Raw genomic sequence first — 26,023 nt, forward strand, 5'->3', positions numbered from 1 at the left:
CTGGCGAGATGTTTGGAGATCGGCAACGGCCGATGGTGCTCGTGCTGGGGCTCGGAGAGTCGGGTCTCGCGATCGCGCGGTGGTGCGCGAGGCACGGGTGCCGGCTGCGTATTGCCGATACCCGCGAGGCGCCGCCGAACCTTGCCGCGTTGCAGGCTGAAGGGATCGATGCCGAGTTCGTCGGTGGGCCGTTTGCGCCCGCGCTGCTCGACGGCGGCATCGAGATCGTCGGGCTGAGCCCCGGCCTGTCGCCGCTCGAACCGGAGCTCGCGGCGCTGATCGCGGCCGCGAACGAGCGCGGGATCGCGGTGTGGGGCGAACTGGAATTCTTCGCGCAGGCGCTGCGCGCGCTCGGCACGAGCGGCTACCAGCCGAAGGTGCTCGCGATCACCGGCACCAACGGCAAGACCACGACGACGAGCCTCACGGGCCTGCTGTGCCAGCGCTCCGGCAAGAAGGTTGCCGTTGCCGGCAACATCAGTCCGGCGATGCTCGACCGGCTCGCGGGTGCGATCGACGACACCGCGCTGCCCGACGTGTGGGTGCTCGAACTGTCGAGCTTCCAGCTCGAGACCGCGCGCACGTTCGCGCCCGATGCAGCGGCGATCCTGAACATCACGCAGGATCACCTCGACTGGCATGGCAGCTTCGACGCGTATGCCGCAGCGAAGGGCCGGATCTTCGGCGCGACGACGACGCGCGTGCTGAACCGCGACGACGCGGCCGTGATGAAGTTCGCACCGGCGGCGGGCGCCGCCGATGCGGCACGCACGGTCACGTTCGGCCTGAACGAACCGGCGCAGGACGGCGACTACGGGCTGTCGCGCGACAACGGCATCGCGTGGCTGGTGGAAGCGGTCGATCGCGATGCGCCGGACGAGACGACCACGAGCCGCCGGCGCAAGCGCGACGGCGCGCATACGCCCGACATCGCGCAGAAGCGCCTGATGCCGGCCGACGCGCTGCGCATCCGCGGGCTGCACAACGCGGCGAACGCGCTGGCCGCGTTCGCGCTCGCCCGTGCGATCGACCTGCCGGCCGCGCCGCTGCTGCACGCGCTGCGCGAATACCGCGGCGAAGCGCATCGCGTCGAAGTGATCGCGACGATCGACGACGTCGACTACGTCGACGACAGCAAGGGAACGAACGTCGGCGCGACGGTTGCCGCGCTCGACGGGCTTGCGCAGAAGACCGTGCTGATCGCGGGCGGCGACGGCAAGGGGCAGGATTTCGCGCCACTGGTCGCGCCGGTCGCGCGCTGGTGCCGTGCGGTGATGCTGATCGGCCGCGATGCGCCGGCGATCCGCGACACGCTCGCCGAAACCGGCGTGCCGCTCGTCGACCACGCGACGCTCGAAGACGCGGTGCGTGCCGCCGCCGATCTCGCCGAACCGGGCGACGCGGTGCTGCTGTCGCCCGCCTGCGCGAGTCTCGACATGTTCAAGAACTACGCCCATCGCGCGGACGTGTTCCGCGCGGCGGTGGATGAAATCGCCATCGACAAAGGAGCGACGTCATGAGCTGGTCCGATCGCCTCGTCTCCCGTTTCAACGATCGACGCGACACCGGCGGCAATGCCGCGGGCGGCCGCGTCGCATCGGCCACGCGCGCCGCGACGGGCGGCCTCGCGAGCGTCGTCAACGGCGTGCGGCCGAGCCGTTCGCGGATGCTCGACTTCGATTACTCGCTGCTGTGGGTCGCGATCGCGCTGCTCGGGCTCGGCGTCGTGATGGTGTATTCGGCGTCGATCGCGATGCCCGATTCGCCGAAATACGCGTCGTACCACGATTACGCGTTCCTGATGCGCCACGTCATCTCGCTCGTCGTCGCGTTCATCGCGGCGGTGATCGCGTTCCGCGTGCCGATCTCGACGTGGGACAAATACGCACCGCATCTCTTCCTGATTGCGCTCGTCGGCCTCGTGATCGTGCTGATTCCGCACATCGGCAAGGGCGTGAACGGCGCGCGCCGCTGGATTCCGCTCGGCATCACGAACATGCAGCCGTCGGAAATCATGAAGCTCGCGGTGACGATCTACGCGGCGAACTACACGGTGCGCAAGCAGGAGTACATGCAGAGCTTCGCGAAGGGCTTCCTGCCGATGGCGTTCGCGGTCGGTCTCGTCGGCGCGCTGCTGCTGCTCGAACCTGACATGGGCGCGTTCATGGTGGTCGCCGCGATCGCGATGGGCGTGCTGTTCCTCGGCGGCGTGAACGGCAAGCTGTTCGGCGGCCTCGTCGCGACGGCGGTCGGCACTTTCACGATGCTGGTGTGGCTGTCGCCGTGGCGTCGCGAGCGGATCTTCGCGTATCTCGATCCGTGGGACGAACGCTACGCGCAGGGCAAGGCATACCAGCTCACGCACTCGCTGATCGCGTTCGGCCGCGGCGAGTGGTTCGGCGTCGGCCTCGGCGGCAGCGTCGAGAAGCTGAACTACCTGCCGGAAGCGCATACCGACTTCATCCTCGCGGTGATCGGCGAGGAACTCGGTTTCGTCGGCGTGCTGGTCGTGATCCTGCTGTTCTACTGGATCGTGCGCCGCTCGTTCGAGATCGGCCGCCAGGCGCTCGCGCTGGATCGCACGTTCGCGGGCCTGATGGCGAAGGGCATCGGTATCTGGTTCGGTGCGCAGACCTTCATCAACATGGGCGTGAACCTCGGCCTGCTGCCGACCAAGGGCCTGACGCTGCCGCTCGTGAGCTACGGCGGTTCGGGCATCCTGCTGAACTGCGTCGCGCTCGCGGTGTTGCTGCGTGTGGACTATGAAAATCGCGTACTGATGCGGGGAGGGAAGGTATGACCGCGTCGCGACGCACGCTGATGGTGATGGCAGGCGGCACCGGGGGCCACGTGTTCCCGGGGCTCGCTGTCGCGCACCGGATGGAAGCGGCGGGCTGGCGCGTGGTATGGCTCGGCAATCCGGCCGGGATGGAAGCGACGCTGGTGCCGAAGCATGGCATTCCGATGGAGTACGTGCGTTTCGGCGGGCTGCGCGGCAAGGGCCTGAAGACCAAGCTGACGCTGCCGCTCAACCTGCTGCGCGCGTGCTGGCAGAGCCTCGGCGCGCTGCGCCGCGTGCGGCCGGACGTCGTGCTCGGGATGGGCGGCTACATCACGTTCCCGGCGGGCGTGATGACCGCGCTGTCGGGCCGTCCGCTCGTGCTGCACGAACAGAATTCGATCGCGGGCCTCGCGAACAAGGTGCTCGCGAAATTCGCGAAGCGCGTGCTGGTCGCGTTCCCCGGTGCGCTGCCGCACGCGGAATGGACCGGTAATCCGATCCGCGCGGAACTTGCGCGCACGGAAACGCCCAAAGCACGCTATGCATCGCGCAGCGGTCCGCTGAACGTGCTGGTCGTCGGCGGCAGTCTCGGCGCCGCGGCGCTGAACGAAGTCGTGCCGCGCGCGCTGGCGCTGCTGACGCCGGGCGAGCGCCCGCGCATCGTGCATCAGGCCGGCGCGAAACACATCGACGCGCTGAAAGCGAACTACGAAGCGGCCGGGTTCGCCGGCGACGACGACGTCCGGCTCGTGCCGTTCATCGACGACATGGCGAGCGCATACGCGGCGGCGGATCTCGTGATCTGCCGCTCCGGCGCGATGACGGTGTCGGAGATCGCGGCGGTGGGCGTGGCGGCGCTGTTCGTGCCGTTCCCGTACGCGGTCGACGATCACCAGACGACCAATGCCGCGTTCCTCGCCGATGCGGGGGCAGCGGTGCTGGTGCAACAACGCGACCTGTCGGCGGAACTGCTTGCCGACTGGCTGCGCGGCCAGTCGCGGGCGTCGCTCGCGGACATGGCGGAGCGTTCGCGCTCGCTGGCAAAGCCCGAGGCCACCGATGAAGTCGCGCGCGTCTGCGCGAAGGTGGCCGGCGCGAACCTGGAACAACTTAAATGAAACAACCCTCACGCTCACTTCGTTCGCTGCCCCCCGAGGGGGCGGTCAGCCTCCTTGGGGCGGCCCGGCGGAGGCTGACATGAAACACATCGTCAAACATATTCATTTCGTCGGGATCGGCGGCGCGGGCATGAGCGGTATCGCCGAAGTGCTCGTCAACCTCGGCTACGAGGTCAGCGGCTCGGACCTGTCGCGCAACGCGGTGACCGATCGTCTCGAGGCGCTCGGCGCGCGGATCGCGATCGGCCACGATGCGGCGAACATCGCGGGCGCGAACGCGGTCGTCGTATCGACGGCCGTGCGCTCGGACAACCCGGAAGTGCTGGCCGCGCGTCACCAGCGCGTGCCGATCGTGCAGCGCGCGGTGATGCTCGCGGAACTGATGCGCCTGAAGCAGGGGATCGCGATCGCCGGCACGCACGGCAAGACCACGACGACGAGCCTCGTCGCGAGCGTGCTCGCGGCGGGCGGGCTGGACCCGACCTTCGTGATCGGCGGCCGGCTGATCAGCGCCGGCGCGAACGCGCGGCTCGGCACGGGCGACTTCATCGTCGCCGAGGCCGACGAGTCGGACGCATCGTTCCTGAACCTGTATCCGGTGATCGAAGTCATCACGAACATCGACGCTGACCACATGGACACCTACGGCCACGATTTCGCGCGGCTCAAGCAGGCGTTCATCGAATTCACGCAGCGCCTGCCGTTCTACGGCAGCGCGGTCGTGTGCGTCGACGATCCGAACGTGCGCCAGATCATCCCGTTCATCTCGAAGCCGGTCGTGCGCTACGGGCTGTCGGCGGACGCGCAGGTGCGCGCCGAAGACATCGACGCGCGCGACGGCCGGATGCATTTCACGGTGATCCGCGACGGCCGCTCGCCGCTCGCGGTGGTGCTGAACCTGCCGGGCCTGCACAACGTGCAGAACGCGCTCGCGGCGATCGCGATCGCGACCGATCTCGGCGTGTCGGACGACGCGATCCAGCTGGCGCTGGCGGAATTCAACGGCGTCGGCCGGCGCTTCCAGCGCTATGGCGAGGTGCCGAGCGCGGACGGCGGCCAGTACACGCTGATCGACGATTACGGTCATCACCCGGTCGAGATGGCCGCGACGGTCGCGGCCGCGCGCGGTGCGTTCCCGGGCCGTCGCCTCGTGCTGGCGTTCCAGCCGCACCGCTATACGCGCACGCGCGACTGTTTCGACGACTTCGTCAACGTGCTGTCGACGGTCGACGCACTGGTGCTGACGGAAGTCTATGCGGCCGGCGAGGCGGCGATCGCGACGGCCAACGGCGACGCGCTGTCGCGCGCGCTGCGCGCCGCGGGCAAGGTTGAACCGGTGTTCGTCGCGTCGGTCGACGACGTGCCGGATGCATTGGCGAAGGTCGCGCAGAACGGCGACGTAGTGATCACGATGGGCGCGGGTTCGATCGGCGGCGTGCCGGCGAAGATCGTGCAGAACACGCAACAGAAGGGATGACATGAGCGGGATCGATCCGAAACGTTTCGGCAAGGTGGCGGTGTTGTTCGGCGGCGAATCCGCCGAGCGCGAGGTGTCGCTCACCTCGGGCCGCCTCGTGCTGCAGGGCCTGCGCGATGCGGGCATCGATGCGCATCCGTTCGACCCGGCCGAGCGGCCGTTGTCGGCGCTGAAGGACGAAGGCTTCGTGCGCGCGTTCAACGCGCTGCATGGCGGCTATGGCGAGAACGGCCAGATCCAGGGGGCACTCGATTTCTACGGGATCCGCTACACGGGCAGCGGCGTGCTCGGCTCGGCGCTCGGCCTCGACAAGTTCCGCACGAAGCTCGTGTGGCAGCAGACGGGCGTGCCGACGCCGCCGTTCGAAACGGTGATGCGCGGCGACGATTACGCGGCGCGTGCAACGGAGATCGTCGCGAAGCTCGGCCTGCCGCTGTTCGTGAAGCCGGCGAGCGAGGGGTCGAGCGTCGCGGTGCTGAAGGTGAAGGCGGCCGACGCGTTGCCCGCCGCACTGTCGGAAGCGGCGACGCATGACAAGATCGTGATCGTCGAGAAGAGCATCGAAGGCGGCGGCGAATACACCGCGTGCATCGCCGGCGATCTCGACCTGCCGCTGATCAAGATCGTGCCGGCCGGCGAGTTCTACGACTACCACGCGAAGTACGTCGCCGACGATACGCAGTACCTGATCCCGTGCGGGCTGCCGGCCGAACAGGAAACCGAACTGAAGCGCATCGCGCGCCGCGCCTTCGACGTGCTGGGCTGCACCGACTGGGGCCGCGCGGACTTCATGCTCGACGCCGCCGGCAACGCGTATTTCCTGGAAGTGAACACGGCCCCCGGGATGACCGACCATTCGCTGCCGCCGAAGGCCGCGCGCTCGATCGGCATCAGCTATTCGGAGCTGGTCGTGAAGGTGCTGTCGCTCACGCTCAACGACTGACGCAGGAACGGAACGACGTATGTGGAACAACGTTCGCCAACTCAACCTTGCCGCCAGCGCGCTGTACGCGCTGTTGCTGCTCGTGTTGGCGGCGGCCGGCTGCTACTGGCTGATCCAGCGTCCGACGTTCGCGCTGCGCGAAATCCGGATCGACGGCGACACCGAGCACATCAACACGCCGACGGTGCGCGCCGGCGTGGTCGGCAGGCTGAAGGGCAATTTCTTCACGGTCGATCTCGACACGGCGCGTGCCGCGTTCGAGCAGATGCCGTGGGTGCGGCATGCGAGCGTGCGGCGGGTGTGGCCGAATGCGCTGGCTGTCACGCTCGAGGAGTACAAACCGCTCGGGACCTGGGGCAGCGCGCAGCTCGTGAGCACCGATGGCGAGCTGTTCACCGCGAACCAGGGCGAGCTGGATCACGAACTGCCCGCGTTCGACGGCCCGGAGGGCAGTGCGAAGGAAGTCGTCACGCGGTATCGCGACTTCACGAACTGGTTTGCGCCGTTGAAGGCGGCGCCTGAAGAAGTGACGCTGTCGGCGCGTTACGCGTGGACGGTGAAGCTGTCGAACGGCATGCAGGTCGAACTGGGCAAGGAACGCACCAGCGAAACCCTGCACGACCGGAGCCAGCGCCTCGTCGCCGCATGGCCGGCTGTCACGGAGCGCTGGGGCAACGACATCGAGTACGCGGACCTGCGTTATCCGAACGGATTCGCGATTCGTGCGGCAGGCATGCGGTTCCTGACCGATACCGACAAGCGCAAGAAGTAACGAGAGATCACACGCAAGAGCACTTTATGAGCAAAGACTACAAGGATCTGCTGGTTTCCCTCGACATCGGCACGTCGAAGGTGGTGGCCATCGTCGCCGAGCTGAAGGGCGAAGGCCATTACGAGGTCATCGGCCTCGGCCAGAGCGAATCGAAAGGTCTGAAGAAGGGCGTGGTGGTCAACATCGAGGCCACCGTGCAGTCGATCCAGCGCGCGCTCGAGGAAGCCGAGCTGATGGCCGACTGCAAGATCACCAACGTGTTTACGGGGATCGCGGGCAGCCACATCCGCAGCTTCAACTCGAGCGGGATGGTCGCGATCAAGGACAAGGAAGTCACGCAGACCGACGTCGCGCGCGTGATCGAGACCGCCAAGGCGATCAACATCCCGACCGACCAGCAGGTGCTGCACATCCTCACGCAGGAATTCATCATCGACGGCCAGGAAGACGTACGCGAGCCGATCGGGATGAGCGGCATCCGCCTCGAGGTGAAGGTGCACATCGTGACGGGCGCGGTCAGCGCCGCGCAGAACATCGTCAAGTGCGTGCGCCGCTGCGGGCTGGAAGTAAACGACCTGATCCTGCAGCCGCTGGCGTCGTCGCTGGCCGTGCTGACGGAAGACGAGAAGGATCTCGGCGTGGTGCTGGTCGACATCGGCGGCGGCACGACCGACATCGCGATCTTCGCCGAAGGCGCGATCCGTCACACCGCGGTGATTCCGATCGCCGGCGACCAGATCACGAGCGACATCGCGATGGCGCTGCGCACGCCGACGCCGGATGCGGAAGACATCAAGGTCGGCTACGGCATCGCGAAGCAGGCGCTCGCCGATCCGGACGAAATGGTCGAAGTGCCGGGCCTCGGCGAACGCGGTCCGCGCACGCTGTCGCGCCAGGCGCTCGCCGCGGTGATCGAGCCGCGCGTCGAGGAGCTGTTCTCGCTCGTGCAGCAGGTCGTGCGCGAGTCGGGTTACGAAGAACTGCTGAGCTCCGGCGTGGTCATTACCGGCGGGGCTTCGATGATGCCGGGCATGGTCGAGCTCGGCGAAGACATTTTCCTGAAGCCGGTGCGCATCGGTGCGCCGGAATATGCGGGCGGCCTTGCCGACGTGGTGCGCAATCCGCGCTACTCGACGGCGATGGGCCTGCTCGTCGAAGGCAGTGCCCAGCGCATGCGCGGCCGCAAGGTCGCCGTGCAGTCCGGCAACGCGGGGCAGATCTTCTCGCGGATGAAGGAATGGTTCCTGAGCAATTTTTGAAAACCCTCACGGCTCGGCACGCCGAGCCTGCCCCCCGAAGGGGCCAGGAAAACATCGGGCGACCCGGCGTTTTCCTGGGGACGAAAGAAACGAATCGAAATTCGCGCTGGTGCCGGCGGCTGGCGCGCGACAGGGGGTTGCCCGATCTCCTGCCGAATAACGGCCGAGCAGGTTTATTTTCTTGACGGAGGCAACAATGGAATTCGAAATGCTGGAAACCGAAACCAACGGCACCATCATCAAGGTGGTCGGCGTTGGCGGCGCTGGCGGCAATGCCGTCCAGCACATGATCAACCGCGGCGTGCAGGGCGTCGACTTCATCGTGATGAACACGGACGCCCAGGCGCTGTCGCGTTCGCGCGCATCGTCGGTGATCCAGCTGGGCAACACGGGCCTTGGCGCCGGTGCGAAGCCGGAAATGGGTCGTGCGGCAGCGGAAGAAGCACGTGAGCGCATCGCGGACGCACTGCGTGGCGCGCACATGGTGTTCATCACGGCCGGCATGGGCGGTGGCACGGGCACGGGCGCAGCGCCGGTGGTCGCGCAGATCGCGAAAGAGATGGGCATCCTGACGGTTGGCGTCGTCAGCAAGCCGTTCGAGTTCGAAGGCGGCAAGCGCATGCGCGTCGCGGAAGCAGGCTCGCAGCAACTGGAGGATCACGTCGACTCGCTGATCGTCGTCCTGAACGACAAGCTGTTCGACGTGATGGGCGATGACGCCGAGATGGACAAGTGCTTCCAGTGCGCGGACGACGTGTTGAACAACGCAGTCGCGGGCATCGCCGAAATCATCAATGTCGATGGCCTCGTGAACGTCGACTTCGAAGACGTGAAGACGGTGATGGGCGAGCAGGGCAAGGCGATGATGGGCACGGCGACGGTCGCCGGCGTCGATCGCGCACGCCTCGCGGCGGAACAGGCCGTGGCGAGCCCGCTGCTCGAAGGCGTCGATCTGTCGGGCGCGCGCGGCGTGCTGGTCAACATCACGTCGAGCCGTTCGCTGCGTCTGTCGGAAACGCGCGAAGTGATGAACACGATCAAGAGCTACGCGGCGGAAGATGCGACGGTGATCTTCGGTGCGGTGTACGACGACGCGATGGGCGATGCATTGCGCGTGACGGTCGTGGCGACGGGTCTGGGCCGTGCGGCGAAGAAGCAGCAATCGGCTCCGATGACGCTGCTGCGCACGGGTACCGACAACCAGCCGGTCAGCGCGGTCTCGCACGGCTATGCACAGCCGCAACACGTCAGCACGGCCGACTACGGCGCGCTCGATACGCCGGCGGTGTGGCGCAACTCGCGCGAAACCGCGGCATCGCACGTGCAGGCGCTGCAGGAGAAGGGTGTCGACACGTACGACATTCCGGCTTTCCTGCGCAAGCAGGCTGACTGACGACGCACACACAGGCGAAGCCGCGACGGGGTCGCCGCGGTAACGCCGGCGTGACGGATGCCACGGACCACGACAGGCCGCGTCGGATGCGACGCCGGGCCGGGAGACGTGCCCTCTTCGCATGAGCGGAGCGGGATGGGACGTGCTGTCCGCAACACGCTGAAAACCGTATCGCTATGAGGGACCAGCCATGATTCAAGTGGGCGACGCGCTGCCCGACGCGCAACTGTTCGAGTTCATCGACGACGCGCGCGAAGGGTGCACGCTTGGGCCGAATGCCTACAGCGTGCGCGACCAGGTTGCGGGAAAGCGGGTGGTGATCTTCGGATTGCCGGGCGCTTTCACGCCGACCTGCTCGGCGCAGCATGTGCCGGGCTATGTCGAGCACGCCGAGCAACTGCGCTCGGCGGGCATCGACGAGCTCTGGTGCGTGTCCGTCAACGACGCATTCGTGATGGGCGCATGGGGACGTGATCTGCACACCGCGGGCAAGGTGCGCATGATGGCGGACGGCAGCGCTGCTTTCACTCATGCGCTGGGGCTGACGCAGGATTTGTCCGCGCGTGGCATGGGAATCCGTTCCCTGCGCTACGCGATGGTGATCGACGACGGTGTGGTCAAGACGCTGGCCGTCGAAGCGCCGGGCAAGTTCGAAGTGAGCGATGCGGCGAGTGTGCTCGCGACGTTGACGTCCTGATCGTGCGGTGCGCCGTTGCCTGACGGCAACGCTGCTCACCGGGCCTCAGGGCAGTTGTAACACGGGCCGATGACCGGAAACGCCTCCGTTCCGGGCATCGGCTCGTCCCGTATCGACGCGGGTAAACAGTCGAAACAGATTGATACGCAGTTTCAAACAGCGTTGAATAGGGAATTACGCTATAATCCCGCCTATCGAATATAACTCCTGATTGATATCTTCAATCAAGGCGAAGAACACCATGTTGAAGCAGCGCACCATCAAATCCATCGTGAAGACCGTTGGGATCGGTGTCCACTCGGGCCGCAAGATCGAGCTGACGCTCCGTCCCGCCGCGCCGGGCACGGGCATCGTCTTTTCGCGCGTCGATCTGCCCACGCCTGTCGACATTCCCGCCACGGCGACGTCGATCGGCGACACGCGGCTCGCGTCGGTGCTGCAGAAGGATGGCGTGCGCGTGTCGACGGTCGAGCACCTGATGTCCGCGTGCGCGGGGCTCGGCATCGACAACCTGTATGTCGACGTGACGGCCGAGGAAATCCCGATCATGGACGGCAGCGCGGCGACCTTCGTGTTCCTGATCCAGTCCGCCGGCATCGAGGAGCAGAACGCGCCGAAGCGCTTCATCAAGGTGAAGAAGACGGTCGAGATCCGCGATGGCGACAAGTTCGCGCGCCTCGATCCGTATTTCGGTTTCAAGCTGAAGTTCTCGATCGATTTCCGTCACCCGGCCGTCGACAAGACGGGGCAGGAGCTCGAGGTCGATTTCGCGAACACGTCGTATGTGCGCGAGATCGCGCGTGCGCGCACGTTCGGCTTCGCGCACGAAGCCGAGATGCTGCGCGAGATGGGACTGGCACGCGGCGGCAGCATGGACAACGCGATCGTCCTTGACGAGTACCGCATCCTGAACAACGACGGGCTGCGCTACGACGACGAATTCGTGAAGCACAAGATGCTCGATGCGATCGGCGACCTGTACGTGATTGGCCATCCGCTGCTCGCGTCGTACACGGCGTACAAGTCGGGTCACGGGCTGAACAACCGGCTGCTGCGCGAACTGCTCGCGCACGAAGATGCGTACGAGATCGTCACGTTCGACGATCCGCAGACCGCACCGAGCGGCTTCGCGTTCGACACGCAGACGGCCTTCGCCTGATCGGCATCCGGTACGAACGATAAAAAAAGCGACCTTCGGGTCGCTTTTTTGTTGCTGGGCCGCTGCCGGAGCGGCGCGCTCAGCGCGACGACTTCGCGCCGTGCCGCGCGGCCATTCGTGCCAGCGCGGCCTGCAGCGGCGACGGCTCGAGGTGATCGGCGAGGTCGCGCAACGCGGCGGCGCCGGCCGTCGTCATGCGCGCCTGCTTCACGTGCGGCGGTTCCGGCGCGTCCTTCGGCCGCACGCGCACGCGCAGCGCCGAAGCCGGCCAGCCGCGCTTTTGCAGATCGGCGAGCAGCCGCGGCTCGACCTGCCGCAGCCGGGCAGCGAGCGCATTGTGCGCGGCAAAGAGGGTCAGGGTGCCGTCCTTGATGGACCCCGGTTCGACATGATTCGCAAGATAGTCGGGCAGGAGCGCGGCGAGGTCGCGCTGCAGCGACGCGACCTGTTCGACGCCGGCGCGCAGCGCCGCGAACGCGTCGGTGCGGTTGAGCACTTCGGACACGGGTTGCGGGCGATGCGCGGCGAGCGGGCCGAAACGCTTGTTAAATCGGTTCATCGAGGCATTCTTCGGGCGCGCATGCGCGCGGACGTTGACGCCGATTGTACCCGCGCAGGCCTGCGTACGCGCGGCTTTCGGGCTGCCGGCCGTGTAGCGGCCCCGCTTGCCGGTGCGCACCGGGCGTCCTGCCGGGACACGGGCGCATGCGTTCCCGCGTGCTAAAATTCCTCGTTTGAGTCCACTAATTCGCTAAGCCGCCGAGGCTCGGGCGTCGGGGCGCGCATCACGCGCCGGGCGCCGGTGCTGCGACGCAGGGTCCGATCCGATGACAACCGGTTTTCTCCAGAAAATTTTTGGCAGCCGCAACCAGCGGCTCGTCAAGCAATACCAAAAGACCGTCACGACGATCAATGCGCTCGAAACGCAGATCGAGAAGCTGACGGACGACCAGTTGCGCGGCAAGACGGATGAGTTCCGCCAGCGTGTCGCCGGTGGCGAGTCGCTCGACAAGCTGCTGCCGGAAGCGTTCGCGGTCTGCCGGGAGGCGAGCCGCCGCGTGCTGAAGATGCGTCACTTCGACGTGCAGATGATCGGCGGCATGGTGCTGCACTACGGCAAGATCGCCGAAATGCGCACCGGCGAGGGCAAGACGCTCGTCGCGACGCTGCCCGTCTATCTGAATGCGCTCGCGGGCCGCGGCGTGCACGTCGTGACGGTCAACGACTACCTCGCGCAGCGTGACGCCGAATGGATGGCGCGCCTCTACAACTTCCTCGGTCTGTCGGTCGGCATCAACCTGTCGGGCATGGAGCACGAGCAGAAGCAGCAGGCCTACGCGTCGGACATCACGTACGGTACGAACAACGAGTTCGGCTTCGACTACCTGCGCGACAACATGGTCTACGAGACCGACGCGCGCGTGCAGCGGGCACTGAATTTCGCGGTTGTTGACGAAGTTGACTCGATCCTGATCGACGAAGCGCGTACCCCGCTGATCATCTCGGGCCAGGCCGAAGACCACACCGAACTGTACGTGCGGATGAACGCGCTGCCGCCGCTGCTCGAGCGCCAGATCGGCGAGGAGAAGGCCGACGGCACGGGCGTCGAGAAGCCGGGCGACTACACGCTCGACGAGAAGTCGCGCCAGGTGTTCCTGACGGAGTCGGGCCACGAGAAGGCCGAGCGACTGCTCGCCGAGTGGGGCCTGATCGGCGAGGGCGAAAGCCTGTACGCGCCGCAGAACATCACGCTGATGCACCACGTGTACGCGGCATTGCGCGCGCACACGCTGTTCCACAAGGATCAGCACTACGTCGTGCAGAACGGCGAAGTGGTCATCGTCGACGAATTCACGGGCCGCCTGATGGCGGGCCGCCGCTGGTCCGACGGCCTGCACCAGGCGGTCGAGGCGAAGGAGCACGTGAAGATCCAGAGCGAGAACCAGACGCTCGCATCGATCACGTTCCAGAACTACTTCCGCATGTACGCGAAGCTCGCCGGCATGACGGGTACCGCGGACACCGAAGCGTACGAATTCAACGAGATCTACGGTCTCGAAACGGTCGTGATCCCGACCAACCGTCCGCCGAAGCGGATCGACAAGCAGGACCAGATCTACAAGACGGCCAAGGAGCGCTACGACGCGGTGATCCGCGACATTCGCGAGTGCTACGAACGCGGCCAGCCGGTGCTGGTCGGCACGACGTCGATCGAGAACTCCGAGCTGCTGTCGCACCTGCTGAAGCAGGCGGGGTTGCCGCACGAAGTGCTGAACGCGAAGCAGCACGAGCGTGAAGCCGCGATCGTCGCGGAAGCCGGCCGTCCGAAGCGCATCACGATCGCGACCAACATGGCCGGTCGCGGTACCGACATCGTGCTCGGCGGCAACGCCGAGAAGCAGGCGACGTTCATCGACGCCGACGACACGATCCCGGCCGACGAAAAGGCGCGCCGCATCAAGCAGCTGCACGACGAGTGGGAAACGCTGCACGAGCAGGTGAAGGCCGCGGGCGGCCTGCACATCATCGGCACCGAACGTCACGAATCGCGCCGGATCGACAACCAGCTGCGCGGCCGCGCGGGCCGTCAGGGCGATCCGGGCTCGTCGCGCTTTTACCTGTCGCTCGACGATCCGCTGCTGCGCATCTTCGCGGGCGACCGCGTGCGTTCGATCATGGATCGCCTGAAGATGCCGGAAGGCGAGGCGATCGAGGCCGGCATCGTCACGCGCTCGATCGAATCCGCGCAGCGCAAGGTCGAAGCGCGCAACTTCGATATCCGCAAGCAGCTGCTCGAATACGACGACGTGTCGAACGATCAGCGCAAGGTGATCTACCAGCAGCGTAATGAACTGCTCGAAGCACACGACATCACCGAGACGATCTCGGCGATGCGCCACGGCGTGATCACCGAAGTCGTCCGCCAGTTCGTGCCGGCAGGCAGCATCGAGGAGCAGTGGGACGTGCCCGAGCTCGAGGAAGCGCTGCGCAACGACTGGCAGCTCGATCTCGCGATCCAGGAAATGGTGAACGAGTCGTCGTCAATCACGGCCGAGGAGATTCTCGAAGCCGTGACGACCGCCGCCGACGAGCAGTACGAGGCGAAGGTCGCGATGGTCGGCCGAGAATCGTTCAGTGCGTTCGAGCGTTCGGTGATGCTGCAGACGGTCGACCGCCTGTGGCGCGAGCACCTCGCGGCGCTCGACCACCTGCGCCAGGGCATCCACCTGCGCGGCTATGCGCAGAAGAATCCGAAGCAGGAGTACAAGCGCGAAGCGTTCGAACTGTTCGCCGCGATGCTCGAGGCGATCAAGCAGGAAGTCACGCGCATCGTGATGAACGTGCAGATCCAGTCGCCGGAGCAGCTCGAGGAAGCCGCGGAGCAGATCGAGGAGCGCAGCGGCCATCTCGAGAATGTCGAGTACCAGCACGCCGACTACGCGGAAGCCGGGCCGGTTGCGAACGTCGCGGCCGCCACGGCGGCTACCGCGACGGCCGACATGGTCGGCAGCGCGATGACCCACGGCAGCCCCGGCGGCGACATGCCGAAGGTCGGCCGCAACGACCCGTGCCCGTGCGGCAGCGGCAAGAAGTACAAGCAATGTCACGGGAAGCTGTCATGATCGGCGGCGGCGCGCTTCGCGCGTGCCGCTTCTTCGTTCGCAGCTTCGAGTCAGTGATGTGAGTTGCGGCGGCCCGCTCGTGCGGCCGCCGGTTCTTCCAATCGATGCCGGCGCATGCCGGCATTTTCCATCCGGCAGGTGTGCCCCATGGCTGTCAATTTTCCGTCGATCGATCCCGCCCAACTGCATCCCGTCGCCGGCGTTACGCTAGGCTGGGCGGAAGCGAACATCCGCAAGCCGAATCGCAAGGACGTGCTGGTCATTTCCGTCGACGAAGGGGCGGCGGTCGCCGGCGTATTCACCGAGAACCGCTTCTGCGCCGCACCCGTAACGGTGTGCCGCGAGCATCTGGCAAAGGTGCGTGCGGGCGGTGCGGGCATCCGCGCGCTCGTCGTCAATACGGGCAATGCGAATGCCGGCACCGGCGAACCGGGCCTCGTGAACACGCGCGAAACCTGCTCGGAACTCGCGCGCCTGGCAGGCATCGACGCCGCGCAGGTGCTGCCGTTCTCGACCGGCGTGATTCTCGAGCCGCTGCCGATCGATCGCCTGAAGGCAGGGCTGCCGGCCGCGCTCGCGAACCGCAAGGCCGCGAACTGGTATGACGCCGCGCAGGCGATCATGACGACCGACACGCTGCCGAAGGCGACGTCGCGCCAGGTGACGATCGACGGTCACACGGTCACGCTGACGGGCATCAGCAAGGGCGCGGGCATGATCAAGCCGAACATGGCGACGATGCTCGGCTTCCTCGCGTTCGACGCGAACGTTGCGCAGCCGGTGCTCGACACGCTGGTGAAGGAAGTGGCCGACCGCTCGTTCAACTGCATCACGATCGACGGCGACACGTCGACGAACGACTCGTTCATCCTGATCGCGTCGGGCAAGAGCACGCTGCCCGCGATCACGTCGACCGATTCGCCGGCCTATGCGGCGCTGCGCGACGCGGTCACGCAGGTCGCACAGGTGCTGTCGCAACTGATCGTGCGCGACGGCGAAGGCGCGACGAAATTCATGACGGTGCAGGTCGAAGGCGGCAAAAGTGTCGCGGAATGCCGCCAGATCGCGTACGCGATCGGTCATTCGCCGCTCGTGAAGACGGCGTTCTACGCATCCGACCCCAACCTCGGCCGCATTCTCGCGGCGATCGGCTATGCGGGTGTCACGGATCTCGACGTCGGCAAGATCGATCTCTATCTCGACGACGTGCTCGTCGCGAAGGCCGGTGGCCGCAATCCGGCTTATCAGGAAGAGGATGGCCAGCGCGTGATGAAGCAGAGCGAAATCACGATCCGCGTGGTGCTCGGCCGCGGCGACGCGCAGGCAACCGTCTGGACGTGCGACCTGTCGCACGATTATGTGAGCATCAACGCGGATTACCGCTCCTGATCGGGGGCGCTCGAACGACATGGACAAGCTCGAACAGTTTCTGACGCGCGCGGAAGCGCTGCTGGGCCGCCTCGAGGGAATGCTGCCGCCGGCGCCGGCAGCGGTCGACTGGAATGCCGCCACCGCGTTCCGCTGGCGCAAGCGCCAGGGGCGCGGCTATCTGCAGCCGGTGTCGGCCACGTCGTCGATCACGCTCGACGATCTGCACAACATCGATCGGCAGAAGGGGTTGATCGACCAGAACACGCGACAGTTCGTGCAGAGCAAGCCGGCGAACAACGTGCTGCTGACCGGCGCCCGCGGCACCGGCAAGTCGTCGCTGATCAAGGCGTGCCTGAACGCGTATGCGAAGGACGGGCTGCGTCTGATCGAAGTCGACAAGGACGACCTGCACGATCTGGGCGACATCGTCGATCTGATCTCGCAGCGCCCGGAGCGGTTCATCGTGTTCTGCGACGACCTGTCGTTCGAGGACGGCGAATCGGGCTACAAGGCGCTGAAGGTCGCGCTCGACGGTTCGATCGCCGCGCAGTCGGACAACGTGCTGATCTACGCGACGTCGAACCGCCGCCATCTGTTGCCGGAGTACATGAGCGACAACGAGTCGTACAAGCATCTGCCGGACGGCGAGATCCACCCCGGCGAAGTCGTCGAGGAAAAGATCTCGCTGTCGGAGCGCTTCGGCCTGTGGGTCAGCTTTTATCCGTTCAAGCAGGACGACTATCTCGACATCGTCGGGCACTGGCTGCGCCATTTCGGCTGCCCGGACACGGAGATCGAAACGGCACGCGGCGACGCGCTCGTCTGGGCGCTCGAGCGCGGTTCCCGCTCGGGGCGCGTCGCGTGGCAGTTCGCACGTGACTGGTCGGGCCGCAAGGAGCAGGCATGAGCACGGATTCCGCAGCGGGCGCCGTGCGCGCGCCTGACGGCCGCAAGGTGACGGAGGTCGCGGTCGGCGTGATGGTGCAGCCGGATGGTCGGTATCTGCTCGCGCAGCGGTTGCTCGGCAAGCCGTACGAAGGTTACTGGGAGTTCCCGGGCGGCAAGCTGGAAGCCGGCGAGAGCGTCGAGGATGCGCTCGCGCGCGAACTGCACGAGGAACTCGGCATCGTCGTCACGGCCAGCCATCGCTGGCATACGCTCGAGCACGATTATCCGCACGCATACGTGCGGCTCTATTTCTGCAAGGTGACGGGCTGGACGGGCGAGCCGCACAGCAAGGAAGGGCAGGCGTTCGTGTGGCAGCAACTGCCGGTCGAGGTTGCGCCGCTGTTGCCGGCGGCGCTGCCGGTGCTCGAACTGCTGGAGAAGGAAGCGGCGTCGCAATGACGCCGTGGCGGCCCGCCTGAAAGGCGGGCCATATCGCTGGCGGGCGGGATCGCGCGCTGCTCAGCTGTCGCGACGGTCGTCGGTGCCGTCTTCCTCGGACGACGGACCTTCGTCGGACGAGCCGCCGATCCGGTACTTTTCCGCGGCCCATGCGCCGAGGTCGAGCTGCTTGCAGCGGGCCGAACAGAAGGGACGGAACCGATTTTCAGGCGTCCAGCGCACTTCTACGCCGCACGAAGGGCATTTCACAACGGTAGTCATACGAAACGTCGAACCGGCACGCGGCCGTTACAGATTGCACAGGGTCAGATGGAATGGCACGTCGATGTCCACCGCGCGCGGACGCACGTCGCCGTCCTGCATGGTGAACCGTACCCACAGCATGTATTTGTTTGCGCTCGCTTCGGGGATCACGCGCAGTTCCGGCGGCACACGTACCTGCATCAGCTGGTAGGTGCGGCCCGACAGCATCTGCTGATAGCTGCCCTGCATCGCCATCACCTTCGACGCCTGCCCCGATTCGCGTGCGAGCCGCAACACGATCGCCGCTGCGTCGCGCAGCGGCAGCAGCGGCATGATCCACTTCGCGATGTCCTGGCGCCGCTGTTCGGCGGGCCATTGCTGCCACGCATAGTAGGACGGCAGATCGAACTTGCACGTGCCGCCGGGAATCACCGCGCGGCTGCGAATGCTGGCAAGCCACTCGTTGTCGACCAGATGTTGCCCGGTCTTGCCCTGCATCTGCGCGAGATTGGCGAGCGTTTGCTCGATTTCGCCGAGCACGGCTTCGAGCGCGTTCTGTTCGATACCCGGATTGCCGCGAAAGGGGGCGAGCGTCTGGCGTTGACGTTCGAGCTCCTTCATCAGATCCGATTTCAGATCCGCGCGGCCTGTCACCTCGGCGATTTCGAACAGCGTCGTCAGCGCGATGTGGTGCTCACGCGGGTCCTCCTGAGCCAAAAAGAACGCGAAGCGCTCGAACAGGTCTTCGAGGCGCAACAGCGTGCGAATTCGCTCGTTGAACGGATACTCGTAAAGAATCAAGCGCGCTCGCCTCTCGGGGTAGGGATTGAAACAATGCAGGACATTCTAATGCTCACTCTCTACCCTAGCAACGCACCAATTTCGTACACCATCACGATCGCGCGCGCCGATCAGTGCGCGGCAGCCGCGAATCCGAGATAGCGTTGGTGCAATGCGTCGACTTCGGCGGCGAGCGCATCGGGCGTCGTCGCGTCGTTGACGATCACGTCGTCGGCCGCCGCGAGACGCGCTTCGCGTGTCGCTTGCCTTGCGATGATCGCCTCGACCTGTTCGCGCGTGAAACCATTGCGCCGCATCACGCGCGCAATCTGCGTTTCGACGGAACAGTCGACGACGAGCACGCGATTGCTGCGCGTCTTCCAATTACCTGACTCCACGAGTAGCGGCACGACGAAGATCACGTACGGGCCCTGCGCGTCGCCAGCTTCGCGATCGGTCTCGGCGCGGATCAGCGGATGCGTGATCGCTTCGAGACGCCGGCGTGCATCATCGTCGCTGAAAATCAGTGCGCGCATCCTGGCGCGATCGAGCGAGCCGTCGGCCGCGACGAAATCCGGCCCGAATGCCTGCTCGATCGCCGGCATCGCGAGACCTGCCGGAGCAGTGATGCGGTGCGCGATCAGATCGGTATCGACGAGCGATGCGCCGCGCGCGGCGAACAGATCGGCGACGGTCGTCTTGCCGCTGCCGATGCCGCCGGTGAGTCCTATTGCAAACATGTGAGCCTCCGCCGGGCCGCCGCCACGATGCGAATCGCGTCGCCACGACGCAGCGAACGATGCGAATGCGGGCGGCGTGTCATGTCAGCCGCCGAGCGCCGAATAAAAAGGGGTGCCGAAAAACAGCGTCGCGACGCCGCCTGCTGCCAGGAACGGGCCGAACGGAATCGGCTCCTCGAAGCGCATGCGGCCGCGCCACGTCGCGATGAGCCCGACGATCGCGCCCGTCACCGCGGCGAACAGCACGACCTGCGGCAGTGCGGCCCAGCCCATCCATGCGCCGAGTGCGGCGAGCAGCTTCAGGTCGCCGAAACCGATGCCTTCGATCCCGCGCAGCCATTTGAACAGCCAGTAGATCGACCACAGGAACAGGTAGCCGACCATCGCGCCGACCACGGCCGAACGCAGCGACGTGAACGTGCCGCCGAGGTTCAGTGCGAGTCCGGCCCAGAGCAGCGGCAGCGTCATCGAATCGGGCAGGTAGCCGGTCTGGATGTCGATCGCGCTCATCGCGAGCAATGCGGCGCATAAACCGAACGCGGCGAGTGCGGCGCCGGTGGGGCCGAATGCGGCGAGCGAACCGGCGGCGAGCAGCGCGCCGGCGAGCTCGACGAGCGGATAGCGCACGCCGATCGCGTGGCCACACTGCCGGCAGCGCCCGCGCAATATCAGATAGCTCACGAGCGGGATGTTCTCCCATGCACGCAGCACGTGGCCGCAATGCGGGCATGCGCTGCGCGGGCGCCACAGATCGTAGTGAGCCGGATAGCCGTCGTCGGGGGCGGCAGGCGTGTTGCCGGTCGCTTCGGCGATTTCCGCTTCCCACGCTCGCTGCATCATCACCGGAATCCGGTGCACGACCACGTTGACGAAACTGCCGACGCACAGACCGAGGACGACGGCGAACGCGTACTGCGCCGCAGGTGGCAGCAACGCCAGCGCGAGCAGCGTGCTGTCGGGCGAGTCGAAAACGGTGTACAGGGGCGCGGGCGTCATGGGCTCGGGTTGGAACTTTAAAGGCGACAGAGTCGGTTGCGATGCTACACCACGTTGCCCAACTGAAGGATGGGCAGATACATTGCGATCACGAGGCCGCCGACGAGTGCGCCCAGCACGATCACGATCAGCGGCTCGCCGAGCGCGGCGATCGCATCGAGGCGAGCGTCGAGCTGGCGTTCGCATAGCGCGGCGATGTCGGCGAGCATCGTGTCGAGCGCGCCGGTTTCCTCGGCGACGGCGATCGGCTGCACCACGTCGTCGGGGAAGCAACCTGCCTCCTGCATCGCGTCGGCAAGACGCGCGCCGCGCAGCACGCGTGCCGCGATGCGCGCGGTGGCCTGTTCGAACACCGGGTGGCCGGCCGTGCGTTCGAGCGTTGCGAAGGCATCGGCGAGCGGTACGCCGGCGCCGAGCAGTGTCGCCAGCGAACGGCACCAGCGCGCGGCCGCGAACCGCCTGAGTGCGCTGCCGAAGAACGGCGCGTTCAGCAGGCGTTGTGCGAGCGCGTAGCGCAGCGCCACCGAGCGTCGCAGCGCGTGATGCGTCGCAAGCCCCGCCGCTGCCGCGGCGGCGGCGAACGTGCCGCCCCAGGCCGATGTCGCGGATGACAGCGCGAGCAGAGCGCGGGTCGGCGCCGGCAGTGCTGCGCCGAAGCCGTCGAAGATCTGCCGGAACGTCGGTACGACCCAGACCATCAATGCAGCCGAGATCGCGAGCGCGAACAGGATGACGGCAGCCGGGTAGGCCAGTGCGGCACGCAGCTTGCGCCACTGGGCATCCGCACGTTCGCGATGCTCGGCGACGCGCGTCAGGACGGTGGCGAGCGCACCCGATGCTTCGCCGACTTCGATCAGTTGCCGATACAGCGTGCCGAACTGGAACGGATAGCGCGCGAGCGCGGCGGCGAAGCGCTGACCGCCGACGATTTCGCGCGCGAGGCCCGCCGCGATGCGCGGCAGCCCGTCACGCGTGCGCGTGCGGGCGAGCATGTCGAGCGACGGCGCGAGCGGCAGTCCGGCTTGCAGCAGGCTTGCAAGCTGACGCGTGAAGCGCGTGACGTCTCGTGCGCCGGCCGCTGGCGGCCGTGCCGTGCCACGTACGTCGAGTGCCAGCACCGCGATGCCGTCGCGCGCGAGTGCCGTGCGCGCCGCGGCCGCATCGAACGCGATGACGGTTCCGCTGCATCGCGTACCGTCGCGTCGACGGCCGCGCCACGTGAAGCGGGTTTCGTGTGGCGGCGTGCGCATGGCGATTAGGCGTCCGGGGTTGCGGCGAGTGCTTCCGCCATGCTCGTCGTGCCGTTGTGAACGTGCGCGAGCGCTGCATCGCGCAGGCCGAGCACACCCTCGGCCGCCGCGCATTGCGCGAGCGCGCCGACACTCGCGCGCGCCACGATGCGCTCCGCCATCTCCGCTGAAACCGGCATCGTCTGATGCAGGCCGATCCGGCCGCGATAACCGATGCCATGACAGGCGGCACAACCGCGCGCGACGAACGGGCGCCAACCGGATTCGAGGGCCGCCGAATCGCAGCCGGCTTCGCGCAGCACGCACGCGGGCGCGTCGGAGCGCACGCGGCAGGCGATGCACAGACGCCGAACGAGGCGCTGCGCGGTGACGAGGCGCAACGCGGCCGCGAGGTTGTACGGCGCGACACCGATGTCGAGCAGCCGCGCGACGGCCGCCGGCGCGTCGTTCGTATGCAGTGTCGACAGCACGAGGTGGCCCGTCTGCGCGGCCTTGATCGCGACGTCGGCCGTCTCCGCATCGCGAATCTCGCCGACCATGATGACGTCCGGATCCTGCCGCAGCAGCGCGCGCAACGCGGTCGCGAAGGTGAGGCCGGCCTTCTCGGCGACGCCGACCTGGTTGATGCCGTCGAGCTGGATCTCGGCCGGATCCTCGACCGTGCATACGTTGTGTGCGTCGCGGTCGAGCATCTGCAGCGCGCAGTAGAGCGACAGTGTCTTGCCGCTGCCGGTCGGCCCGGTGACGAGCACGAGGCCATGCGGTGCGCGTATCGCAGCCTCCATTGCAGCCGCCTGCCGTGCATCGAAGCCGAGGCGTGCGAGCGTGAGGTCGGGCGGCAGGGTTTCCAGGCGGCGCAGCACGAGTTTCTCGCCGAACAGCGTGGGCAGCGAGCTGACCCGATAGTCGCCCCGCATCCCGGCGTCGACCGCAATGCGCAGCCGACCGTCCTGGGGGAGCCGGCGTTCGGCGATGTCCATGCGCGCGAGCACCTTGATCCGCGTGACGAGCGCGTCGCGCAGGTGAGCGGGCGGTCGCGCATGTTCGTGGAGTACGCCGTCGATGCGCAGACGGATGCGCCAGCCCGATTCGAACGGTTCGACGTGGATGTCGGACGCATCGCGCACGCGTGCTGCGTGAAGCGTGTCGGTCAGCAACCGGACGGCGGGCGAATCGTCGAGCTGCGCCGCATCGAGCGGGCGGGCGCGCGATGCGGGCAATGTGTCGGGGGGAGCAGGCGAGCGCTCGGCATGCAGCGCCGCCGCGGGAGAGTTGAAATGCATGTGAGCCGGCGTGTCGGCCGCTTGTTGATCGTGACCGGTAAATGATCGCGGATCGTCGGCGGCGCCGGCAGTCGGCCGTTCGGCTAGCGCGCGGCGGCGCGTGCGCGCGTGCCGCGCGGCTTGAATAGCTTGACGGTGCGCACGGCCTGATCGTCGCTGCGCATCACCTCGAGCATCACGTCGCGGATTTTCACGCACACGTCGCCTTCCGGAATTTCCTCGAGGATTTCGAGGATCAGGCCGTTCAGCGTCTTCGGCCCGTCGGTCGGCAGTTGCAGGTGCAGCCAGCGGTTCAGTTCGCGCAGCGGCATGCTGGCGGCGACGATGCATTCGCCGTTCTCGTCCCAGCCGCCCGCGCGTTCGCTGCGCGGCATCGACGTCGTGAATTCGCCGATCAGCTCCTCGATGATGTCCTCGGGCGTGACGAGCCCTTCGAGTTCACCGTACTCGTTGACGACGAGCGCGGTACGCTGCCGGCTTTCCTGGAAATACTGGAGCTGCTGAACGACCGGCGTGCCCGACGGCACGTAGTACGGTTCGGCGAGCAGCGTGCGCAGCGTTTCGCGGTCGAAATCCTGGTTGTGCAGCGCGGTGAGCGTCTTGCGCACGTGCAGCACGCCAAGCACCTTGTCGATGTCGCCTTCGTACACGATCAGCCGGTTGTGATAGCAGGTCTCGAGCTGGTGCAGGACGTCGTCGAGCGGCGCGTAGAAGTTGAGCGACTCGATCTGGCGGCGCGGCACCATCACGTCGTCGACGGTGATGTTCTCGAGGTCGAACAGGTTGAGCAGGATGCTGCGGTGCTTGGTCGGCATGAAGCTGCTCGATTCGAGCACAATCGCGCGCAGCTCGTCGGCCGACATCCGCTGGTCGCGGCCTTTCTTCGTGTTGATGCGCAGCACCCAGAGCACGCCGTTCGCGAGTGCGTTGACGAACCAGACGACCGGCTTGAACACGCGCATCAGCGGCGCGATCACGAGGCTCGCAGGCAGCGCGATGCGCTCGGGATAGGTCGCGCCGACGATCTTCGGCGCGATTTCCGCGAACACGATGATCAGGAACGCGACGACACCGGTCGCGATCGACAGCGCGAGGTTGTTACGGCCGAACGTATGCAGCGCGAGCGACGTCGTCAGAACCGGGATGATCGTGTTGAACAGGTTGTTGCCGATCAGGATCACGCTGAGCAGCAGGTCGGTGCGGGTGAGCAGGCCCTGCGTGGTCTTCGCGCCGAGCGCGCCCTGGCCGGCGAGATGCTTCAACCGGTGACGGTTGAGCGCCATCATCGCGGTCTCGGAAATGGAAAAGAAGCTGGAGCAGAGGAGAAGCAGGAAGACGGCGCCGATTTGCGCCCATAAGGGAATTTGGTCCACGCGTCGGAAAGGGCAGTGAAGGACAGGAATGGAGGGAATATAGCAGAGGCCGATGGCCGGGATGTGTCGCGCATGGCGCAACGGCCCGTGCGAACGGGCAAAAAACGGGTAAAAAAAAACCGTGCACATGGTGCACGGTTTTTTCAAAATCTGGTCGGGGTGAGAGGATTCGAACCTCCGGCCTCTACGTCCCGAACGTAGCGCTCTACCAGGCTAAGCTACACCCCGATTTTTTGCCCTTCCAACTTCGCAGTTTTCGTTCAGATCGCTGCGTCGTCTCAAGCAAGAACGTAACTATAACGATGTTTTTTCTAAAAGGGAATACCTTGATGAAGAAATTTTTCGAGACAAGGTATCGCCTTCAATTCGCGGCGCGTTTACGACTGCCGCGACGTCGAATACGAGCACAGCGCGAGCAGGCTTTCCTTGTATATCGAATCCGGGAACGCGGCGATCGCGGCCGCCGCAGCCTGGGCTTCCTGGCGTGCGCATTCGAGCGTATGGTCGAGCGCACCCGAACGCGTGATCGCGTCGAAAATCGTGTTGAAGCGATCGGTGCCGCCCTGTTCGATCGCCTCGCGGGCGAGCGCGGACTGCTCGGGCGTGCCGCGTTCGATCAGATAGATGAGCGGCAGCGTCGGCTTGCCTTCGCGCAGATCGTCGCCGGCGTTCTTGCCCATCGCCTCGGCCGTGCCTGCGTAGTCGAGCCAGTCGTCCATGATCTGGAATGCGGTGCCGATGCGGCGGCCATACTCGGCCGCGGCCGCTTCGGTCGGCGCATCGGCGCCCGAGAGCACCGCGCCCAGTCGTGCCGACGCTTCGAACAGCTTCGCGGTCTTGTAGCGGATCACCTGCATGTAGCGGGTCTCGTCGACGTCCGCATCGTGCATGTTGAGAAGCTGCAGCACCTCGCCTTCGGAAATGATCGTCGTCGCTTCCGACAGGATCTCCATCACGCGCATCTTGCCGACGCCGACCATCATCTCGAACGAGCGCGAATAGAGATAGTCGCCTACCAGCACGCTCGCCGCGTTGCCGAACAGCGCGTTGGCCGTCTGCCGACCGCGCCGCAATTCGGACTCGTCGACGACATCGTCATGCAGCAGCGTGGCGGTGTGGATGAACTCGACGACGGCAGCCAGCACGTGCCGCTGGTGCGACGTCTCGCCGAGCGCGCCGGCAACGAGCAGCAACAGGGCAGGACGCAGCCGCTTGCCGCCCGCACCGATGATGTACTCGGCGATCTGGTTGATCAGCAGTACGTCGGACGCGAGGCTTTGCCGGATAACGCGATTCACCTGCTCCATGTCGCTTGCGATCGGAGCGAGCAGGTGGGCGGCGCTGAGGGTAGGGGAGGCGGTGGACGACGACATGATGATCGAAATGGGTGATGCGGCGGATTATAAGTCGAATCCGA

23 protein-coding genes and 1 tRNA gene are annotated in these 26,023 nt (G+C 66.3%); 14 read left to right on the forward strand and 10 right to left on the reverse strand.

Annotated elements, in window-relative coordinates; all coding sequences use genetic code 11:
- The first annotated feature begins 8 nt into the window (after positions 1 to 8).
- The 10 genes from murD (at position 9) to lpxC (ending at position 11,600) form a co-directional block, all read left to right on the forward strand.
- Positions 9 to 1,520 (forward strand): UDP-N-acetylmuramoyl-L-alanine--D-glutamate ligase, encoded by a 1,512-nt coding sequence (murD, locus tag DCN14_RS16940; RefSeq protein ID WP_096506150.1) that lies wholly within the window; start codon positions 9 to 11, stop codon positions 1,518 to 1,520.
- On the forward strand, positions 1,517 to 2,800 hold the full coding sequence (gene ftsW / locus DCN14_RS16945) for a putative lipid II flippase FtsW (protein WP_096506152.1): 1,284 nt from the start codon (positions 1,517 to 1,519) through the stop codon (positions 2,798 to 2,800). Before murD ends, ftsW begins: the two co-directional genes overlap by 4 nt.
- Positions 2,797 to 3,900 (forward strand): undecaprenyldiphospho-muramoylpentapeptide beta-N-acetylglucosaminyltransferase, encoded by a 1,104-nt coding sequence (murG, locus tag DCN14_RS16950; protein ID WP_096506154.1) that lies wholly within the window; start codon positions 2,797 to 2,799, stop codon positions 3,898 to 3,900. The genes ftsW and murG overlap by 4 nt, the downstream gene beginning before the upstream one ends.
- A 79-nt stretch (positions 3,901 to 3,979) precedes the next feature.
- A complete protein-coding gene (murC, locus tag DCN14_RS16955; RefSeq protein ID WP_096506156.1) occupies positions 3,980 to 5,377 on the forward strand; it encodes a UDP-N-acetylmuramate--L-alanine ligase in 1,398 nt (465 codons plus the stop codon).
- 1 nt (position 5,378) lies between these two features.
- A complete protein-coding gene (locus tag DCN14_RS16960; RefSeq protein ID WP_096506158.1) occupies positions 5,379 to 6,320 on the forward strand; it encodes a D-alanine--D-alanine ligase in 942 nt (313 codons plus the stop codon).
- A gap of 19 nt (positions 6,321 to 6,339) precedes the next feature.
- Positions 6,340 to 7,092, forward strand: a complete 753-nt coding sequence (locus tag DCN14_RS16965) for a cell division protein FtsQ/DivIB (RefSeq protein ID WP_096506160.1) — start codon at positions 6,340 to 6,342, stop codon at positions 7,090 to 7,092.
- Positions 7,093 to 7,118: 26 nt separating this feature from the next.
- Positions 7,119 to 8,351, forward strand: a complete 1,233-nt coding sequence (gene ftsA, locus DCN14_RS16970; protein WP_006752447.1) for a cell division protein FtsA — start codon at positions 7,119 to 7,121, stop codon at positions 8,349 to 8,351.
- A gap of 196 nt (positions 8,352 to 8,547) precedes the next feature.
- Positions 8,548 to 9,744, forward strand: a complete 1,197-nt coding sequence (ftsZ, locus tag DCN14_RS16980) for a cell division protein FtsZ (protein ID WP_006752448.1) — start codon at positions 8,548 to 8,550, stop codon at positions 9,742 to 9,744.
- A gap of 190 nt (positions 9,745 to 9,934) precedes the next feature.
- Complete coding sequence (locus DCN14_RS16985) at positions 9,935 to 10,441, forward strand: peroxiredoxin (RefSeq protein WP_096506162.1); 507 nt, start codon at positions 9,935 to 9,937, stop codon at positions 10,439 to 10,441.
- Positions 10,442 to 10,682: 241 nt separating this feature from the next.
- Complete coding sequence (lpxC, locus tag DCN14_RS16990; RefSeq protein WP_096506164.1) at positions 10,683 to 11,600, forward strand: UDP-3-O-acyl-N-acetylglucosamine deacetylase; 918 nt, start codon at positions 10,683 to 10,685, stop codon at positions 11,598 to 11,600.
- A gap of 79 nt (positions 11,601 to 11,679) precedes the next feature.
- On the opposite strand, the gene DCN14_RS16995 is transcribed toward lpxC, so the two are convergent.
- On the reverse strand, positions 11,680 to 12,159 hold the full coding sequence (locus DCN14_RS16995; RefSeq protein WP_096506393.1) for a DUF721 domain-containing protein: 480 nt from the start codon (positions 12,157 to 12,159) through the stop codon (positions 11,680 to 11,682).
- A gap of 268 nt (positions 12,160 to 12,427) precedes the next feature.
- Between DCN14_RS16995 and secA the strand changes: the two genes are divergently transcribed.
- The 4 genes from secA to DCN14_RS17015 all read left to right on the forward strand — a co-directional run bounded on the left by secA (position 12,428) and on the right by DCN14_RS17015 (position 17,941).
- A complete protein-coding gene (secA, locus tag DCN14_RS17000) occupies positions 12,428 to 15,223 on the forward strand; it encodes a preprotein translocase subunit SecA (RefSeq protein WP_096506166.1) in 2,796 nt (931 codons plus the stop codon).
- A gap of 147 nt (positions 15,224 to 15,370) precedes the next feature.
- The gene (gene argJ / locus DCN14_RS17005; RefSeq protein WP_096506168.1) at positions 15,371 to 16,612 is read left to right on the forward strand and encodes a bifunctional glutamate N-acetyltransferase/amino-acid acetyltransferase ArgJ; all 1,242 of its coding nucleotides are present in this window, start codon (positions 15,371 to 15,373) and stop codon (positions 16,610 to 16,612) included.
- A gap of 19 nt (positions 16,613 to 16,631) precedes the next feature.
- Entirely contained in the window at positions 16,632 to 17,501 is an 870-nt protein-coding gene (locus tag DCN14_RS17010; RefSeq protein ID WP_096506170.1) for an ATP-binding protein, read from the forward strand.
- Positions 17,498 to 17,941, forward strand: coding sequence for an NUDIX domain-containing protein (locus tag DCN14_RS17015; RefSeq protein ID WP_096506172.1), 444 nt, complete (start codon positions 17,498 to 17,500; stop codon positions 17,939 to 17,941). The genes DCN14_RS17010 and DCN14_RS17015 overlap by 4 nt, the downstream gene beginning before the upstream one ends.
- A 60-nt stretch (positions 17,942 to 18,001) precedes the next feature.
- Here DCN14_RS17015 and DCN14_RS17020 read toward each other — a convergent pair whose 3' ends face one another.
- The 9 genes from DCN14_RS17020 to DCN14_RS17060 form a co-directional block, all read right to left on the reverse strand.
- Complete coding sequence (locus DCN14_RS17020) at positions 18,002 to 18,202, reverse strand: DNA gyrase inhibitor YacG (protein ID WP_096506174.1); 201 nt, start codon at positions 18,200 to 18,202, stop codon at positions 18,002 to 18,004.
- Between the two features lie 27 nt (positions 18,203 to 18,229).
- Positions 18,230 to 18,985, reverse strand: coding sequence for a cell division protein ZapD (gene zapD / locus DCN14_RS17025; protein WP_096506176.1), 756 nt, complete (start codon positions 18,983 to 18,985; stop codon positions 18,230 to 18,232).
- Positions 18,986 to 19,095: 110 nt separating this feature from the next.
- The gene (gene coaE, locus DCN14_RS17030) at positions 19,096 to 19,704 is read right to left on the reverse strand and encodes a dephospho-CoA kinase (RefSeq protein WP_096506178.1); all 609 of its coding nucleotides are present in this window, start codon (positions 19,702 to 19,704) and stop codon (positions 19,096 to 19,098) included.
- Positions 19,705 to 19,788: 84 nt separating this feature from the next.
- Entirely contained in the window at positions 19,789 to 20,700 is a 912-nt protein-coding gene (locus DCN14_RS17035; protein WP_096506180.1) for an A24 family peptidase, read from the reverse strand.
- Positions 20,701 to 20,744: 44 nt separating this feature from the next.
- Positions 20,745 to 21,950, reverse strand: a complete 1,206-nt coding sequence (locus tag DCN14_RS17040) for a type II secretion system F family protein (RefSeq protein WP_096506182.1) — start codon at positions 21,948 to 21,950, stop codon at positions 20,745 to 20,747.
- Positions 21,951 to 21,955: 5 nt separating this feature from the next.
- Positions 21,956 to 23,233 (reverse strand): ATPase, T2SS/T4P/T4SS family, encoded by a 1,278-nt coding sequence (locus tag DCN14_RS17045; RefSeq protein ID WP_096506184.1) that lies wholly within the window; start codon positions 23,231 to 23,233, stop codon positions 21,956 to 21,958.
- 83 nt (positions 23,234 to 23,316) lie between these two features.
- Positions 23,317 to 24,606 carry an HlyC/CorC family transporter gene (locus tag DCN14_RS17050; RefSeq protein ID WP_096506186.1) on the reverse strand — a complete coding sequence of 430 codons (1,290 nt, stop codon included), beginning with the start codon at positions 24,604 to 24,606 and terminating at the stop codon, positions 23,317 to 23,319.
- Positions 24,607 to 24,757: 151 nt separating this feature from the next.
- Positions 24,758 to 24,834 (reverse strand) — tRNA-Pro (locus tag DCN14_RS17055).
- Positions 24,835 to 24,983: 149 nt separating this feature from the next.
- Positions 24,984 to 25,979, reverse strand: coding sequence for a polyprenyl synthetase family protein (locus DCN14_RS17060; protein ID WP_096506188.1), 996 nt, complete (start codon positions 25,977 to 25,979; stop codon positions 24,984 to 24,986).
- Positions 25,980 to 26,023: the final 44 nt, after the last annotated feature.

The sequence above is a fragment of the Burkholderia sp. IDO3 genome, assembly GCF_003366075.1.
GTDB lineage: Bacteria > Pseudomonadota > Gammaproteobacteria > Burkholderiales > Burkholderiaceae > Burkholderia > Burkholderia anthina.

What these genes read in the sequence shown, in the direction of transcription:
- secA (WP_096506166.1), top strand. Translation starts at nt 12,428, where the DNA reads ATGACAACCGGTTTTCTCCAGAAAATTTTTGGCAGCCGCAACCAGCGG.
- DCN14_RS17015 (WP_096506172.1), top strand. Translation starts at nt 17,498, where the DNA reads ATGAGCACGGATTCCGCAGCGGGCGCCGTGCGCGCGCCTGACGGCCGC.
- ftsA (WP_006752447.1), top strand. Translation starts at nt 7,119, where the DNA reads ATGAGCAAAGACTACAAGGATCTGCTGGTTTCCCTCGACATCGGCACG.
- coaE (WP_096506178.1), bottom strand. Translation starts at nt 19,704, where the DNA reads ATGTTTGCAATAGGACTCACCGGCGGCATCGGCAGCGGCAAGACGACC.
- ftsW (WP_096506152.1), top strand. Translation starts at nt 1,517, where the DNA reads ATGAGCTGGTCCGATCGCCTCGTCTCCCGTTTCAACGATCGACGCGAC.
- DCN14_RS17045 (WP_096506184.1), bottom strand. Translation starts at nt 23,233, where the DNA reads ATGCATTTCAACTCTCCCGCGGCGGCGCTGCATGCCGAGCGCTCGCCT.
- ftsZ (WP_006752448.1), top strand. Translation starts at nt 8,548, where the DNA reads ATGGAATTCGAAATGCTGGAAACCGAAACCAACGGCACCATCATCAAG.
- DCN14_RS16985 (WP_096506162.1), top strand. Translation starts at nt 9,935, where the DNA reads ATGATTCAAGTGGGCGACGCGCTGCCCGACGCGCAACTGTTCGAGTTC.
- DCN14_RS16995 (WP_096506393.1), bottom strand. Translation starts at nt 12,159, where the DNA reads ATGAACCGATTTAACAAGCGTTTCGGCCCGCTCGCCGCGCATCGCCCG.
- DCN14_RS17060 (WP_096506188.1), bottom strand. Translation starts at nt 25,979, where the DNA reads ATGTCGTCGTCCACCGCCTCCCCTACCCTCAGCGCCGCCCACCTGCTC.
- murD (WP_096506150.1), top strand. Translation starts at nt 9, where the DNA reads ATGTTTGGAGATCGGCAACGGCCGATGGTGCTCGTGCTGGGGCTCGGA.
- murG (WP_096506154.1), top strand. Translation starts at nt 2,797, where the DNA reads ATGACCGCGTCGCGACGCACGCTGATGGTGATGGCAGGCGGCACCGGG.
- DCN14_RS17040 (WP_096506182.1), bottom strand. Translation starts at nt 21,950, where the DNA reads ATGCGCACGCCGCCACACGAAACCCGCTTCACGTGGCGCGGCCGTCGA.
- DCN14_RS17010 (WP_096506170.1), top strand. Translation starts at nt 16,632, where the DNA reads ATGGACAAGCTCGAACAGTTTCTGACGCGCGCGGAAGCGCTGCTGGGC.
- DCN14_RS16965 (WP_096506160.1), top strand. Translation starts at nt 6,340, where the DNA reads ATGTGGAACAACGTTCGCCAACTCAACCTTGCCGCCAGCGCGCTGTAC.
- murC (WP_096506156.1), top strand. Translation starts at nt 3,980, where the DNA reads ATGAAACACATCGTCAAACATATTCATTTCGTCGGGATCGGCGGCGCG.
- lpxC (WP_096506164.1), top strand. Translation starts at nt 10,683, where the DNA reads ATGTTGAAGCAGCGCACCATCAAATCCATCGTGAAGACCGTTGGGATC.
- DCN14_RS16960 (WP_096506158.1), top strand. Translation starts at nt 5,379, where the DNA reads ATGAGCGGGATCGATCCGAAACGTTTCGGCAAGGTGGCGGTGTTGTTC.
- argJ (WP_096506168.1), top strand. Translation starts at nt 15,371, where the DNA reads ATGGCTGTCAATTTTCCGTCGATCGATCCCGCCCAACTGCATCCCGTC.
- DCN14_RS17035 (WP_096506180.1), bottom strand. Translation starts at nt 20,700, where the DNA reads ATGACGCCCGCGCCCCTGTACACCGTTTTCGACTCGCCCGACAGCACG.
- DCN14_RS17020 (WP_096506174.1), bottom strand. Translation starts at nt 18,202, where the DNA reads ATGACTACCGTTGTGAAATGCCCTTCGTGCGGCGTAGAAGTGCGCTGG.